Annotated in this window: 14 protein-coding genes and 1 pseudogene; 5 read left to right on the top strand and 10 right to left on the bottom strand. The window is 67.9% G+C overall.

What is annotated here, in order from left to right; translation table 11 throughout:
• Positions 1-9: 9 nt before the first annotated feature.
• From Q1K09_RS10665 to leuC, 7 genes are all read right to left on the bottom strand, one after another.
• Entirely contained in the window at positions 10-348 is a 339-nt protein-coding gene (locus Q1K09_RS10665) for a DUF3039 domain-containing protein (protein WP_300345427.1), read from the bottom strand.
• A gap of 264 nt (positions 349-612) precedes the next feature.
• A complete protein-coding gene (locus Q1K09_RS10660; RefSeq protein WP_300345408.1) occupies positions 613-1,755 on the bottom strand; it encodes a D-alanine--D-alanine ligase family protein in 1,143 nt (380 codons plus the stop codon).
• 4 nt (positions 1,756-1,759) lie between these two features.
• On the bottom strand, positions 1,760-2,776 hold the full coding sequence (locus Q1K09_RS10655; protein ID WP_300345407.1) for an NAD(P)H-dependent glycerol-3-phosphate dehydrogenase: 1,017 nt from the start codon (positions 2,774-2,776) through the stop codon (positions 1,760-1,762).
• Complete coding sequence (locus Q1K09_RS10650) at positions 2,773-3,687, bottom strand: lysophospholipid acyltransferase family protein (protein WP_300345406.1); 915 nt, start codon at positions 3,685-3,687, stop codon at positions 2,773-2,775. The genes Q1K09_RS10655 and Q1K09_RS10650 overlap by 4 nt, the downstream gene beginning before the upstream one ends.
• A 36-nt stretch (positions 3,688-3,723) precedes the next feature.
• Positions 3,724-5,046, bottom strand: a complete 1,323-nt coding sequence (gene murA, locus Q1K09_RS10645; RefSeq protein ID WP_300345405.1) for a UDP-N-acetylglucosamine 1-carboxyvinyltransferase — start codon at positions 5,044-5,046, stop codon at positions 3,724-3,726.
• 78 nt (positions 5,047-5,124) lie between these two features.
• Positions 5,125-5,724 (bottom strand): 3-isopropylmalate dehydratase small subunit, encoded by a 600-nt coding sequence (leuD, locus tag Q1K09_RS10640; RefSeq protein WP_300345404.1) that lies wholly within the window; start codon positions 5,722-5,724, stop codon positions 5,125-5,127.
• Positions 5,725-5,733: 9 nt separating this feature from the next.
• Entirely contained in the window at positions 5,734-7,185 is a 1,452-nt protein-coding gene (gene leuC, locus Q1K09_RS10635; protein ID WP_300345403.1) for a 3-isopropylmalate dehydratase large subunit, read from the bottom strand.
• A 232-nt stretch (positions 7,186-7,417) separates the two neighbouring features.
• On the opposite strand from leuC, the gene Q1K09_RS10630 reads away from it, so the two are divergent.
• Together Q1K09_RS10630 and Q1K09_RS10625 are read left to right on the top strand one after the other, a co-directional pair.
• The gene (locus tag Q1K09_RS10630; protein ID WP_300345426.1) at positions 7,418-8,167 is read left to right on the top strand and encodes an IclR family transcriptional regulator; all 750 of its coding nucleotides are present in this window, start codon (positions 7,418-7,420) and stop codon (positions 8,165-8,167) included.
• A 145-nt stretch (positions 8,168-8,312) separates the two neighbouring features.
• On the top strand, positions 8,313-9,644 hold the full coding sequence (locus tag Q1K09_RS10625; protein WP_300345402.1) for a UDP-glucose/GDP-mannose dehydrogenase family protein: 1,332 nt from the start codon (positions 8,313-8,315) through the stop codon (positions 9,642-9,644).
• Between the two features lie 202 nt (positions 9,645-9,846).
• Here Q1K09_RS10625 and thiL read toward each other — a convergent pair whose 3' ends face one another.
• Entirely contained in the window at positions 9,847-11,001 is a 1,155-nt protein-coding gene (gene thiL / locus Q1K09_RS10620; RefSeq protein WP_300345401.1) for a thiamine-phosphate kinase, read from the bottom strand.
• 41 nt (positions 11,002-11,042) lie between these two features.
• On the opposite strand from thiL, the gene Q1K09_RS10615 reads away from it, so the two are divergent.
• Entirely contained in the window at positions 11,043-12,269 is a 1,227-nt protein-coding gene (locus Q1K09_RS10615; protein WP_300345400.1) for an aminotransferase class I/II-fold pyridoxal phosphate-dependent enzyme, read from the top strand.
• Between the two features lie 79 nt (positions 12,270-12,348).
• On the top strand, positions 12,349-13,512 hold the full coding sequence (locus Q1K09_RS10610; RefSeq protein ID WP_300345399.1) for a PLP-dependent aspartate aminotransferase family protein: 1,164 nt from the start codon (positions 12,349-12,351) through the stop codon (positions 13,510-13,512).
• A 60-nt stretch (positions 13,513-13,572) separates the two neighbouring features.
• Here Q1K09_RS10610 and Q1K09_RS10605 read toward each other — a convergent pair whose 3' ends face one another.
• Complete coding sequence (locus tag Q1K09_RS10605; protein ID WP_300345398.1) at positions 13,573-14,229, bottom strand: NAD(P)H-binding protein; 657 nt, start codon at positions 14,227-14,229, stop codon at positions 13,573-13,575.
• A gap of 20 nt (positions 14,230-14,249) precedes the next feature.
• Here Q1K09_RS10605 and Q1K09_RS10600 point away from each other — a divergent pair.
• Positions 14,250-14,366 (top strand): annotated as a pseudogene (locus Q1K09_RS10600) (IS481 family transposase); the annotation flags it as partial.
• A gap of 32 nt (positions 14,367-14,398) precedes the next feature.
• Here the strand turns inward: Q1K09_RS10600 and Q1K09_RS10595 are convergent.
• Positions 14,399-14,728, bottom strand: a complete 330-nt coding sequence (locus Q1K09_RS10595) for a hypothetical protein (RefSeq protein WP_300345397.1) — start codon at positions 14,726-14,728, stop codon at positions 14,399-14,401.
• Between the last annotated feature and the right edge of the window lie 336 nt (positions 14,729-15,064).

Raw genomic sequence — 15,064 nt, 5'->3', positions numbered from 1 at the left:
GGGCGGGACTCAGTTCTTGCCGAAGCCGAAGAAGCCGCGGCCGGAACCCTTGCCCGAGCCGTCTCCGCCTTCGGAGAGCGATTCGTAGATCTCCTTGCACTCCGGGCAGACCGGGAACTTCTTCGGATCCCGGGACGGGACCCACACTTTGCCGCAGAGCGCGACGACGGCGCCGCCCTCCAGGGCGGACTCCATGATCTTGTCCTTCTTCACATAGTGGGAGAACCGTTCGTGGTCGCCCGGCTCGGCAAGCTGCTCCTGGTGCTCCCGCTCGATGGTGGCCGCACCGCCTGGGGCGGCGTCAGGATCCGCGGTGTGCATCCGGAAGATCTCGTCGGTGGAGGACATCATGGACCCCATTCTACCGAACCCGAAGGACACTGGGCAGAGCCGGTGCTCGGAACGGGTCCCGGATCTCCGGGAGACCGGCCGCCGGGCGCAGCCTGCTGGATCACCGGGCTGATCCTCTTCCGGGTCCTGGCCGGCACCCGCCGGGCGCGGCCCGCTGGATCGCCGGGCTGATCCGCTTCCAGGGCCTGGTCGAGGGGCCGGCGGGCGGCCACCCGGATCTCGCACTGTCAGGCGAGGCGGCGCATGGGGCTGCCGGCCTGCTCAGCGCAGGCCGGTGGGGCGCTGCAGGGCCAGTTCGAGCAGCTCGGTGATCAGATCGCTGAACTCGATCCCGGAGGCCTTCCACACCTGGGGGAACATGCTGATCGGGGTGAAGCCGGGCATTGTGTTGATCTCATTGATCAGAATCTCGCCGTCTTCGGTGTAAAAGAAGTCCACCCGGGAGAGCCCTTCGGCGTCGATCGCGTCGAAAGCCACCGCAGCCTGGCGGCGGATCTCCTCCGCCGCCTGCTCGGGCAGCTGCGCCGGGCAGGAGAGGTCCAGGGCCGCCTCATCGGTGTACTTGGCCTCGAAGTCGTAGAAGCTGTGGTCGCTGGCGCCGTCGTGGACCACCACTTCGCCCGGCAGCGAGACCCGCGCCGGGCCGTGGCCGTGGCCGCCGAGCACGCCGCATTCGATCTCCCGGCCCACAATGCCCTCTTCGACCACGATCTTGGCATCATGCTTCCGTGCCGCCTCAAGCGCCTGATCCAGCTGGGACCAGTCATCGACCCGGCTGATGCCCATCGAGGAACCGCCCCGGGCCGGCTTGACGAACACCGGCAGGCTCAGCTGCTGCACCCGGTGGGCGCAGGCGGCCGGATCGGAGGCCCACTGCCGGGCCGTGATGGTCTCCCAGCGGCCGACGGTCAGGCCGGCAGCCTGGAAGGCCAGCTTCATGAAGTGCTTGTCCATTCCCACCGCCGAGGCCAGCACCCCGGCACCTGCATAGGGCAGGCCCGCCAGCTCCAGCAGCCCCTGGAGGCTGCCGTCCTCCCCGTAGGGGCCGTGCAGCAGCGGCAGCACCACGTCCACCGGGCCCAAGGACGTGGTGGAACCGTCAGGGTGGATCTCCAGCAGATCCGCGCCGCGGCCGGTGCTGCCCTGCTGGCCGGTGAACAGCTGAACGGTGGATTCGGTGGCCGCCACCTGTGGCAGCTCGCCCGCGGAGAAGCTGTGGGTGCGCGGATCCACCGCGGGGCGGGTCCACTGTCCGGCAGCGGTGATCCCGACCTCCACCACATCGAACCGAGAGGTGTTGATGGCCCTGAGCACGCCGGCGGCGGTCACGCAGCTGACGGCGTGCTCGGAGGACTGGCCCCCGTAGAGCACCAACACCCGCGGACGTCGGGACGAGTCGCTCATGGCGTCAGGCTCCTTCGGATTTGAGGTCACGGGCAAGCAGCAGGGAGGCGATGTTCTCCACCGCCAGCCGGCCGTCCAGCACGGCGCAGACAGCCTCACAGATCGGCATCTCCACCCCCAGACTGTGCGCCAGATCCAGCACCGCGGTGCCGGATTTCATGCCCTCGGCGGTCTGGGTCAGCCGTGCGGTCACCTCCTCGGCGCTCAGTCCCTCGCCCAGCAGCCGACCGGCGGTGCGGTTGCGGGAGAGCGGAGAGGCGCAGGTGGCCACCAGGTCACCGAGACCGGCCAGGCCGGAGAGCGTCTCCAGCCGGCCGCCCAGGACCGCAGCCAGACGGGTGGTCTCGGCCAGTCCACGGGTGATCACCGAGGCCTTCGAATTGTCGCCCAGCTGCTGGCCGTCGCAGATGCCGACCGCCAGGGCGATCACGTTCTTCACGATCCCGGCGATCTCCACCCCGGTGACATCGGTATTGGTGTAGGGCCGGAAGTAGCGGCTGCTGCACAGTGCGGCGATCTCTTCGGCCACCGCCTCATCCCGGCAGGCCACCACAGAGGCGGTGGGCTCTTCGCGGGCGATCTCCATGGCCAGATTGGGTCCGGAGACCACGGCGATCTGCGCCGGGGACAGCTCCAGCTCGGCGGCGATGATCTCGCTCATCCGCTGGTTGGTGTCCCGCTCCAGACCCTTGATCAGGGAGACGACGACGGCATCGCGGCTCATCGCGGCCCGCACCTGGGCCAGGTGGCTGCGCAGGCTTTGGGCGGGTACGGCAAGGATGACGACGTCGGCTCCGCGGACTGCCTGTGCCAGGTCGGTGGTGGCGGTGATGGACTCGGGGAGCAGGATGCTGCCCAGATAGGTGCTGTTGGTGCCGAGGGTGTTGATCTCCTCGGCGACCTCAGCCCGCCGCGCCCACAGGATGATCTCGCTGGGTTCGGAGGCGGTGTCGGCATCGCCGAGGACTTTGGCGAAGGTGGTGCCCCAGGAACCGGCGCCGAGCACGGCGATGCGGCTCATGCCCGCGTCTCCCGCTCGCCGTCCTGCTCAGCCCCGTGCTCCGGCTGCGGGCGCGAACCCCCTGAGCGCTGGGGGTAACCGGCCGCCTCGGCGTCGGGCTTCGGCTCTGCGGCCTGCTCGGGCGCGTCGGCGCCCCCGGCCTGCTGGGGTGCGGCGGTGCGCCCGGCCTGCTCGGCGCGCGCACGGATCTGATTCCGCGGGACCCGCTGGCCCACGGCGCGGTCGAAGATCAGTTCCGGCGGCTGCTCGCCGCGCAGAGCGGCCACCCCGGCCGTCAGCGCGTCTTCGACCCGCTGGGTGGCTTCGGCCAGGACGGTGCGCGTGCGCGGCTTTCCCCGCAGATCGTCTATGTCGATCTCCTCCCCCACGCGCAGCCGGTAACGCTTGCGGGGGAAGGGCTTGGGCGCTTTGGCATACGGCGGGAAGAAGTCCTGCACGCCCCAGTGCGTGACGGGAATCAGCGGAGCGCCGGTCTCCAGTGCCAGCCGGGCGGCTCCGGTCTTGGCGCGCATAGGCCACAGCTCCGAGTCCCGGGTGAGAGTGCCTTCGGGATAGATGAGGATCGCTCCGCCGGAGGAGAGCACCTCGCTGGCCACCTGCAGGGAGCGGCGAGCCTCGGAGCGGTCTCCGCGAGCCACCGGAATCTGCTTGAGTCCGCGCAGAACTCCCCCGAACGCCGGCACACGGAACAGCGAATCTTTGGCCAGGAAGTGCGGAGTGCTCCCGCTCATGTAGACCGCGTGAGCCACTGCGAGGGGGTCGAGTTCGCTGACGTGGTTGGCCACCACAATGCAGCCGTCGGTGGGCAGGTTCTCCAGCCCTTCCCACTGCTTACCCATGAGCACATTCATGCTCGGGCGCACCACTGCAGCGGCGGCACGGAATCCGAGCGGAGCGTGGGAAGGAGTCATAGTCATCACCTTATCGGCACGCGGCGCGGCGGCGGATCAGCGGTCGGTAAGGTCGATATCGGCCCCGAGGCCGGAGATCTTCTCGATGAAGTGCTCGTAGCCGCGGGAGATGATTTCGATGCCGGTCACCTGGGAGGTGCCGGTAGCGGCCATGGCCGCAATCAGGTGGGAGAACCCGCCGCGCAGATCGGGGATGTCGATATCGGCGCCGGTCAGCTCGCTGGGCCCGGAGATCACAGCCGAGTGCAGGAAGTTCCGCTGCCCGAAGCGGCATGGGTTGGAGCCCAGGCATTCGCGGTGCAGCTGGATGGAGGCCCCCATGCGCTTGAGCGCGTTGGTGAAGCCGAAGCGGTTCTCATAGACCGTCTCGTGCACGATCGAGACGCCCTGAGCCTGGGTGAGCGCCACCACCATGGGCTGCTGCCAGTCGGTCATGAACCCGGGGTGGACGTCGGTCTCCAGCACCAGCGGCTGCAGCGGTCCGGAGCCGTGCCAGAAGCGCATGCCGTCGTCGTCGACCTCAAACTCGCCACCGACCTTGCGGTAGGTGTTCAGGAATGCGGTCAGGTCCCGCTGGGCTGCGCCGCGGACATAGATGTCGCCTTCGGTCACCAGCGCAGCCGAGGCCCAGGAGGCGGTCTCGTTCCGGTCCGGGATGGCGCGGTGCCGGTAGCCCTTGAGCTCGGAGACACCCTCGATCCGGATGGTCCGGTCGGTGTAGACGGTGATGATCGCGCCCATCTGCTGCAGGATGGCGATCAGGTCGTGGATCTCCGGCTCCACTGCGGCGTTCTTCAGCTCGGTGATGCCCTCGGCCAGTACGGCGGTCAGCAGCACCTGCTCGGTGGCTCCCACGGAGGGGTAGGGCAGCTCCAGTTTCGCCCCGCGCAGCCCCTTGGGAGCTGAGATGTGGATGCCGGTGGCCTGCTTGTCCACCACGGCGCCGAAGTTGCGCAGCACCTCCAGGTGGTAGTTGATCGGCCGGTCGCCGATGCGGCATCCGCCCAGGTCGGGGATGAAGGCCTCCCCGTTCTTGTGCATCAGCGGCCCGCAGAACAGGATCGGGATGCGCGAATCCCCGGCATAGGCGTCGATCTCGGAGTGCTCAGCTGAATAGGTCTCCCGCGGGTCCAGGCTCATCAGCCCGGCGGCGGAGTCCCGCTCGACCTTCACTCCGTGGATGGTCAGCAGATTGGTGACGATCTCGACGTCTTTGATCTCCGGCACATTGCGCAGCTGTGAGGGCTCGCTGCCCAGCAGAGAGGCGACCATCGCTTTGGGCACCAGGTTCTTGGCGCCGCGAACATGAACTTCTCCCTGCAGCGGTTTCCCGCCCTGAATGGTGAGCAGCTTGGCCATTGGCGTCGTGGATCCCTTCGTGGGGGTCTGCGAATTGTGCCCTGTCACTGTACCCGATGGACCCCCAGGATCCTGGGGCTAGGTGCGTGCCGGCAGAGTGGTGGGCTTGAACCCCGGGCGGGTCGCCTCGTAGGTGCTGATCGCCTCTTCCTGGCGCAGAGTCAGGGAGATGTCGTCCAGGCCCTCCATCAGCCGCCACCGGGTGTAGTTGTCGATGCTGAAGGTGGTTTCTACTGTGCCGCATATCACCGTTCGGGACTCCAGGTCCACGGTGATCTCGGTTCCGGGTTCGGTCTCCAGCTCCTTGAATATGAGTTCGACGTCGGGCTGGGCGACCTTGGCGGCCAGCAGCCCCTGTTTGGCGGCGTTGCCGTAGAAGATATCGGCGAAGCGGGAGGAGATCACTACGCGGAACCCGTAGTCCTTCAGCGCCCAGACCGCGTGCTCGCGGGAGGAGCCGGTGCCGAAGTCCGGGCCGGCCACCAGCACGCTGCCGTGGCGGTAGGGCTCCTGGTTGAGCACGAAATCAGGGTTCTTCCGCCATGCGTAGAACAGGGCGTCGTCGAACCCTGTTTTGGTGATCCGCTTCAGGAACACTGCGGGGATGATCTGGTCGGTGTCCACATTGGAGGCCTTCAGCGGCACGCCTATTCCGGTGTGGGTGGTGATCGGTTCCATGGTGACTCCTCACGCAGCCTGGGGCTGCAGCACATCGGACGGGGCGGAGAGGGTGCCGCGGATGGCCGTGGCCGCGGCCACCACCGGGGAGACCAGGTGGGTGCGGCCGCCTTTGCCCTGACGTCCTTCGAAGTTGCGATTGGAGGTGGAGGCGCAGCGCTCCCCGGGTGCGAGCTGGTCCGGGTTCATGCCCAGACACATCGAGCATCCGGCGAACCGCCATTCGGCGCCGAAGTCCTTGAACACCTGATCCAGGCCCTCGGCCTCGGCATCCAGCCGGACCTTGGCTGAGCCGGGCACCACAATCATGCGCACATCGGGGTCCTTCTCGCGGCCGCGGATGATCTCTGCGGCTGCGCGCAGATCCTCCAGGCGGGCGTTGGTGCAGGAGCCCAGGAAGACGGTGTCCACCCGGATGTCCTTCATCGGGGTGCCCGGGGCCAGATCCATGTACTGCAGGGCCCGCTCTGCCGACTCCCGATCCACCGGGTCGTCGAAGGTGGCGGGGTCCGGCACGGCGTCGCTGAGGCTGACGCCCTGGCCGGGATTGGTGCCCCAGGTGACGAAGGGCTCCAGCTCGTCGGCGTCGAGGATCACTTCGGCGTCGAACTGCGCCCCCTCGTCGGTGCGCAGGGACCGCCAGTACTCCACCGCGGCGTCCCAGTCCTCTCCGGCGGGGGCGTGCGGGCGGCCCTGGACGTAGTTGAAGGTGGTCTCATCGGGGGCGACCATTCCGGCGCGCGCTCCGGCTTCGATGCTCATATTGCAGATGGTCATCCGCGCTTCCATGGACAGCTGCTCGATGGCGCTGCCGCGGTACTCCAGCACGTAGCCCTGGCCGCCGCCGGTGCCGATCTTGGCGATGACCGCCAGAATGATGTCCTTGGCGCTGACCCCGGGTTTGAGGGTCCCGTTGACGGTGATCGCCATGGTTTTGAACGGCTTCAGCGGCAGGGTCTGGGTGGCCAGGACATGTTCGACCTCTGAGGTGCCGATGCCCATGGCCAGGGACCCGAACGCCCCGTGGGTGGAGGTGTGGGAATCGCCGCAGACCACCGTCATGCCGGGCTGGGTCAGCCCCAGCTGCGGGCCGACCACGTGGACGATGCCCTGGTTGGCGTCTCCCAGGGAGTGCAGCCGGATGCCGAACTCCTCAGCATTGGTGCGCAGGGTCTGCACCTGCTTGCGGCTGACCGGGTCGGCGATCGGCTTGTCGATCTCCAGGGTGGGGGTGTTGTGGTCCTCGGTGGCGATGGTCAGGTCCGGGCGGCGCACGCTGCGGCCGGCCAGGCGCAGCCCCTCGAAGGCCTGCGGGGAGGTCACCTCGTGCACCAGGTGCAGGTCGATGTAGAGCAGGTCGGGCGAGCGTTCGCCGTCCTTCTCCTCACCGCGGACCACTATGTGGTCGCGCCAGACCTTCTCCGCCAGGGTGAGCGGCTTGTCTGCCATGTTCTCTGCCATGGGTCCTCCGTTGGTGGTGGGCGCCGCCGCACCGTTGTGGTGCCCGCGTCCAGGGTGAGGGACGACGGCGGCGCCAGCCGTGTGGGCCTGTGGTACTAGGGAACCACTGTTGATGGGCGAGCTGAAGAGGCGCGTGGCGGGTCTCATTATGTGAGATCACGCGGTATGCTCGGGGGCTATGGCCGAACATACTGCTCCCCGACCGACTTTGGACCCGGACCCTCCCCGTCCGCTGCGCTCGCCCTCCGGGATCGGCGTGGTGGACAAGTCGGTGATGATTATGGAGGCACTGGAGGCCGGGCCGGCCACCCTGGCGCAGCTGGTCGAATGCACCGGCCTTGCCCGGCCCACAGTGCACCGCCTGGCCACCGCGCTGGTGCACCACCGGTTCCTGACCCGGGATGTGCGGGGCCGCTATGTGATCGGCTCCCGCCTGGCCGAGCTGGCCTCGGCCGCCGGTGATGATCAGCTGGTGTCCGCCGCCGGGCCGGTGCTGCTGAAGCTGCGCGATGCCACCGGGGAGTCCTCCCAGCTGTTCCGGCGCCAAGGGGATGCGCGGGTCTGCGTGGCCTCCGCCGAGCGGCCGATCGGTCTGCGGGATTCCATTCCGGTGGGCACCCAGCTGTCCATGAAGGCCGGCTCCGCCGCCCAGGTGCTGTTGGCGTGGGAGGACCACGAGCGTCTGGTGGATGGACTGCGGGGCGCGCGGTTCACCCCCACGGTGTTGGCCGGTGTGCGCCGGCGCGGCTGGGGCGAATCCCTGGGTGAGCGGGAGGCCGGCGTCGCCTCGGTCTCGGCTCCGGTGCGGGGACCCTCGGGGCGGGTGATCGCCGCGGTATCGATCTCCGGACCCATCGAGCGGCTCTCCCGGCAGCCGGGCCGGAAGTTCGCCGGCGTCGTCGTCGCCGCGGCCCACCAGCTCACCGAGATGGTGCGGAAGAACCCCGACGCCGACCACGGCCTCAACGAGGAGCGGAAGTAGCAGACTCAACGAGCAGCGGAAGCAGCGGGCTCGTCCGCGACATTGATCTTCTGTGCGACACCATGCTTCTGTCCGGCGCCGAAATGAGAGAACTCTCCTGCGTCGCTGACTGCGCTGCCGATGGCAGCACCGTAGGATGTCCGCTGTGACTGTGAAGAATGTTTCTGTGATTGGGACCGGCTATCTGGGGGCCACCCATGCCGCGTGTATGGCGGAGCTGGGTTTTGACGTGCTCGGGGTCGATGTGGACCCGGCAAAGATCGAGGCTCTCTCCGCAGGAGATCTGCCGTTTCATGAGCCGGGCCTGCCGGAGCTGATCCGTAAGCATGTAGCCTCCGGGCGGCTGCGGTTCACCACCGATATGAGCCAGGCCGGATCCTGGGCCGATGTGCATTTCATCGCTGTGGGCACGCCCCAGCAGCGCGGCGGCACCGGAGCGGATCTGACCTATGTCGACGCCGCCACCGAGTCGCTGGCCGCATCCATCACCAAGGACAGCCTCATCGTGGGCAAATCCACCGTCCCGGTCGGCACCGCCGCCCGCCTGGCAGAGCTGGTTGAAGATGCTGCTGCACCCGGTGTGGAGGTCTCGCTGGCCTGGAACCCGGAGTTCCTGCGGGAAGGCTATGCGGTCGAAGACACCCTGCGCCCGGACCGGCTGGTCATCGGCACCCGCCGGCCTGAGGATGAGGCCATCCTGCGTGAGGTCTACGCCGAGGCCCTGGAACGGGAGACCCCCTGGATCAGCACCGACTATGAGACCGCCGAGCTGGTCAAAGTCGCCGCCAACGCGTTTTTGGCCACCAAGATCAGCTTCATCAACGCCTTCGCCGAGGTCACCGAAACCATCGGAGGCGATATCACCACCCTGGCCGATGCCATCGGCTACGACACCCGGATCGGACGCAAATTCCTCAACGCCGGAGTCGGCTTCGGCGGCGGCTGCCTGCCCAAAGACATCCGCGCCCTGCAGACCCGGGTCGCCGAGCTGGGGCTGGATCACTCCATGCGGTTCCTCGATGAGATCGACCAGATCAACCTGCGCCGCCGCAAGAAGGCCGTCGCCCAGGCCTTCGAACTGCTGGACCAGAACATCGAAGGCAAGAAGATCGCCGTACTGGGCATCACCTTCAAACCACTCTCCGATGATGTGCGCGACTCACCCGGCCTGGATGTAGCCGCCCGGCTCTACAGCGCCGGAGCCGATGTGGCTGTCTACGACCCCGAAGGCAACCGCAACGCCGCCGCCCGCTACCCCCGGCTGGGCTACGTCGACAGTCTCGACGAAGCTGTCACCGCAGCCGAGCTGGTCATCCTCACCACCGAATGGAACGAGTTCAAAGCCCTCACCCCAGCCGACCTGGAGGGCAAAGTCGCCGCCAAACGGTTCCTCGACGCCCGCAACGTCCTACCCGCCCACGACTGGGAGAACGCAGGCTGGACCTTCGCCCAACTCGGCCGCAAACTCAACCGCTGAACCGCCCACCGCGGCCCGGGCCGGCCCAGGTGGAGGACACCTTGGTCAGCCCGGGCGCAGTCCGGGTCAGCCCCAGCGCAGCGCGCCTCTGCTTTACCCACCCCACGCCTGTCATAGGGATCTCGGGGCGTCATATGCCTATAGGGCTATGACCCCTCGATTCCCCTATGACACGTTGCCGGGAGGAGTCCGCGCCCCAGGCTCACACCGGCGATCCGCCGCGCAGGCTGTCCCACCCCCCGCGGCCCTCTCCCGAAGAGACTTCCCCGGACCCGTCGGCGCCGATGACGCTCACCCCGGGCTCGCCGGCGGCGGCCTCAGGGGATGACACGCGTCCGATGGCGCGGAATCCCTCCGGCAGCACAGCCTCGGCGGGGAAGGCGGCCAGCAGTCCGTAGTCCTCTCCCCCGCTGAGCACCCAGTCAAAAGCGGTGTGGGCCGGCAGCCCGAGGCTCGCGGCCACCGGTTCCAGCCTCTGGGCCTCGCTCCTGAGCCGCTCGCCGTCCAGGAGGAGCCTCACACCCGATGCCTGCGCCAGACGGTGTCCGTCGCGCAGCAGGCCGTCGCTGATATCCATGGCCGCTGAAGCACCGGCGGCGGAGGCCTCCGGACCGGCACGCAGGGGCGGTTCAGGCGCCAGCTGCGCGCGAATGCAGCTGCGGTGCTCCTCCCCGGCGGCGGACTCCCCGGCAGCAGCGCCGGCTTCCAGCAGCGCCAGTCCCGCGGCGGCGCGGCCCAGAGTCCCGCACACTGCCAGCACGTCCCCGGCACGGGCGCCGCTGCGGCGAAGCGGGGCAGCCCCGGCAGCAAGTTCTCCGACAGCGGTGATGCTCACTGAAATCAGCTCCCCGGAGCCCAGGTCGCCCCCGGCCACCACGCACCGCTGCGCACCTGGGGCGCGGCAGGCGCGCACAATTCCGGCACAGAACTGCTCCACCCAGCCCACAGGCGTCTCCGCAGGCAGGGTGAGTGAGACCAGCAGCGCTGTGGGTTCGGCTCCCATAGCGCTGATATCGGAAAGGTTCTGCCCGGCGGCCTTGGCGCCGATATCGGCCGCCCACCGGTGCTCCGCCTCGGTGCTGTCCGGCCGGGCTACCCACCGGTGCTCTGCGGCGTGGTCGTCCCCTCGGGGGGCCCACCAGCGCCGTCGGAAGTCCTGATCCTCGCTCATGGTGTCCGTGGTGAGCACCTGCTGGGCCCCAGGGGCAGGAGTCAGCACTGCGGCGTCGTCGCCGCCGGGCCCGATGACCAGATGCCCGCCCTCCGCCTGCGCATTATGGTCGGCGAAGACGCGGCTGATCACGCGCAGCACAGCGTCCTCCCCCATCTCAGCGACGCTGGTCTGTGCCGAATGCATGCTGACATCCTGCCACGGGATGTCCCGATACCATGTGGCCTATGCTGAACTCCCCCTGGGCCCGGGCCGCTGCCGGGGCGAATACGTTCGACGCCGACTCCGGCACTGTGCTGCCGACCGTCTACGAGCGCACCAATGCTGCGGCCGCATCTGCCGGTGCGGTCAATCTGGGCCAGGGGTTCCCCGACCGCGACGGTCCGCAGTGGCTCCGGCAGGCCGCCGCCGAGGCGATCACCGAGCCCGACGTCGGGCCGACGAACCAGTACTCTCCCGGCATCGGGCTTCCCGTGCTGCGCCAGGCTGTGGCCGACCATCAGGCTCGCCGCTACGGCCTCACCCTGGATCCGGATACCCAGGTGATGGTCACCACTGGCGCTACGGAGGGGATCGCCGCCTGCATTCTGGCCTTCGCCTCCCCCGGTTCGGAGGTTCTCACCTATGAGCCCTGGTATGACTCCTACGGCGCGCTGGCTGCGCTGGCAGGGGCGCAGCTGGTGACTGTCCCGCTTCGCGCGCCGGTGTTCCGTCCGGAGGTGGAGGCACTAATCTCGCGCATCTCCGAGCGGACCAGCATGATTCTGCTCAACACACCGCATAACCCCACTGGGTCGGTGTTCACCGCCGAGGAGCTGGAGCGGATCGTGGCGGCCGCGGCGGCGCACGACGTCGTGGTGATGTGCGACGAGGTCTATGAGCACCTGGTCTTCGGCGAGTCGGCGCATACTCCGGTGCTCGCCGTACCGGGGGCGGAGAAGGTGGCGCTGGGGATCAGCTCGGCGGGCAAGGCGTTCTCCCTGACCGGCTGGAAGGTCGGATGGGTCACCGGCAGCGCCGAGCTGGTCAACCGGGTCCGCGGCGTCAAGCAGTTCCTCACCTTCACCTCCGGTCCGGCCTACCAGTGGGCTGTGGCGCAGGGGCTCGACGACGACCGCGGCTTCTTCGATGAGAACCGCGCGGAGTTGGAGTCCCACCGCGATCTGCTGGTCTCCGGTCTGGCCGCGGCCGGGCTGGAGCCGACCGTGCCGCAGGCGGGCTATTTTGTGCTGGCCGATATTTCCGGCGTTACTGACCTGCCGGCTGATGAGTTCTGCCTGCGACTGGCCGCCCGTGCCGGGGTCGGCGCGATCCCGGTCTCGGCGCTGACGGGTCAGCACGAAGCCTCTGCTGAGCTGGACCGGCTGGTGCGGTTCGCCTTCTGCAAGGACCGGTCCACCCTGGAGCAGGCCATCCGCAGGCTGAGCGAAGGCATCGGCCGGGCCGCGGCCTGAGCAGCGAGGGCCCCTCAGCATGTGAGAACTTCCGGCCGGGCCGCCCCACCGCGCATCGAGCTGGGCTAGCGTGGGGAAGGTGAGCACCACACCACGCACCCGAGTCGTCGCCGCAGGGCGTCCTCACGAGCCGAACTCACCGGTGAATCCTCCGGTGGAGTTCACCTCCACCTACCATTACCGCCCCAGCGTGGAGTATCCCCAGGTCTACGCCCGGGAAGGAATTCCCAGTTTTGAGCCGCTGGAGCAGTTGCTTGCCGAGCTGGAAGGCGGGCAGCATGCCTTGCTGTTCTCCTCCGGGCAGGCCGCCATCTCCGCGGTGATCCAGCAGCTGCCGGTCGGCAGTCATCTGGTGATGCCCCGGCATGCTTATATGGGCTTCTGCACCCTGGCGCAGCAGATGGCGGACAAGGGCCTGATCGTGCTGCACCGGGTGGACATCGCCGAGACCGAGGCCGTGCTCTCGACAGTGGCCGAGGCTTCTGCCCAGGCTGAGGCGGCGGGAGCGCAGTCGCTGCTGTGGATCGAATCGCCGACCAATCCGATGCTGGAGGTCGCCGATGTGCCGCGTCTGGTTCAGGGCGCCCAGGCGGCCGGGACGCTGACAGCGGTGGACAACACATTCGCCACTCCCCTGCGGCAGAATCCGCTGAGCCACGGAGCCGACGTCGTCATCCACTCAGTCACCAAGTTCCTCTCAGGTCACTCGGATGTGGTGATGGGGGCGGCGATCACCTCCGATCCCGAGCTCCACACGCAGCTGCACGGCCACCGGAACCTGCACGGCACCATCCCCGGACCGATGGAGGTCTTCCTGGCCCTGCGCGGGGTGCGCACCCTGGCGGTTCGGCTGGACGCTGCTGAGCGCAGCGCCGGCGTACTGGCCCAGCGCCTGGCCGAGCTCACCGAGGACGGCGCCTGCTCGGTGCGTTCGGTCGGATATCCCGGACTCGCCGATCACCCCCAGCACCAGCGTGCGGCGCAGCTGCTGGGCGGCTTCGGGGCCATCATCACGGTGGACACCGGCAGTCGGGAGGCTGCCGATGCGGTGCTGGAGCGGCTGCAGGTGTGGACCCCGGCCACGTCCCTGGGAGGCGTGGAGTCTTTGGTTGAACGACGACGGCGGCACCCTGGGGAGCCGGAGACGGTTCCTGAGGGGCTGCTGCGCCTGTCGGTGGGAATCGAAGACACTGAGGACCTCTACCAGGACCTGGCCCAGGCTCTCAGGGCTGCCGGTTCCTGATCCCTTCCAGCCACTGATCGAAGGTTTGGGCACCCAGCTGCGCATCGGGTCCGGGCAGATTCAGTCCGGCCCGCATGCCGCGGAACTGCGGGATCGGCATGGCGGCGGGAATGAGCAGTCCGCGGCGGCATAGCGGCGCATCATCTCTGCCAGGGACTCCGGCTGCGGCCTGGCCAAGTCGGCTGCCCGGCCCTGGGGTGGGCCCGTGGCGATGGCGGCGAGGCGCCGGCCGACCTCCTGGACCGCCACTGGTTGGATGCGGGCCTGGAACGTCAGGCCCACCGGTCCCAGTGAGGTGCGGTCCAGGACCTGGGCGGCGAATTCGTGGAACTGCGCGGCCCGGAGGATGGTGAGCGGCACGCCGGAGGCCTCGTAGACCTGTTCCTGCTGAAGCTTTCCGGCGTAGTAGTTGTGCGGATTGCGGTCGACGCCGATGATCGAGAGCACCACCACGTGCCGGACCCCAGCCTGCTGAGCGGCGGAGCTCACATTCTCGGCCTCGGTCTGGTGGATCGCCCTGGCGCGGCGTGAGGAGAAGGTGAACCGGGTGAAGAGGTCGATCACCACATCAGCACCGGCGAAGCTCTGCTGAAGTCCGGCGCCAGTGAAGGCGTCCACGCCGTCGCGCCGGGAGACGGCCCGCACATTGTGAGGGGCCAGCGCCTCCACCACAGCGCGTCCAGCTGCGCCGTGGCCGCCGAGAACAATGATCCGCATGCACCTGAAGCTAAGCAGATCGAGAAGCCTCCTATGAGGACTTCCTGCACTACTACAATCACCACCGCGCCCACACCGCCATCGACGGAGAGGTCCCCTCAGCCCGTGTTCACAACCTCACGGGGAAGTACAGCTAGGTGACTCTGATGGTTAGCACGGGTGGTGCTGCTCAGGAGTGAGCGGGTCGGTCGCCCCTACGCGTTCGGACAAGCGTCACCACGAGGTTGATCACTGCGATGGTGACGTACAAGCCCCCAGTTGCCCAGAACGCCAACGCGATAAGTCCTTGCACGAACAAGCAGGCAACGCCGACGGCAAGAAGCCCAAGGTAAGCGCCCCAGTGTTGTGTCCAAACCCAGACAGCCAGTCCTGCAATAACAGCAGCGTGGAGGACGACAGCAGGGGCCATGTCAAAAGTGCCGGTCGCTACCCCACAGATGAGCAGCAGCACGGGGAGCGCAACGAGGATAGTTTCGATAGGCCTCTTGATGGTGACCATTCGGTACCTTCCATGTTTTGTGCGTCGTAGCCACACAGCGGCGGTTATTCAGCGTCCTCAGCGAGTGATTCGCCTCTTCATCTGAAATTGTGTCCACAGGCGCTTGAGGGTCTACGGCGTCTCAGTCATAGCGGAGGAAGAGCTCTGGGACAGAAAAGGGCGGGCTGGAAGGGGCTGACACGCCCGGACTGTGAACACATTCATGCCGCTTGCCCGTGCGCTATTCTCTCCAATGAAAAAGAGCCCCTGACCGGTAAATTTACTGGTCAGAGGCTCTTCAGGTGGTGACCCCAGCGGGATTCGAACCCGCGTTACCGCCGTGAGAGGGCGGCGTAC

The sequence above is a fragment of the Nesterenkonia sp. genome (assembly GCF_029265375.1).
Lineage (GTDB): Bacteria > Actinomycetota > Actinomycetes > Actinomycetales > Micrococcaceae > Nesterenkonia.
The sequence above is the reverse complement of the archived record's forward strand: the minus strand, read 5'-3'. Positions and strand labels throughout refer to the sequence as shown.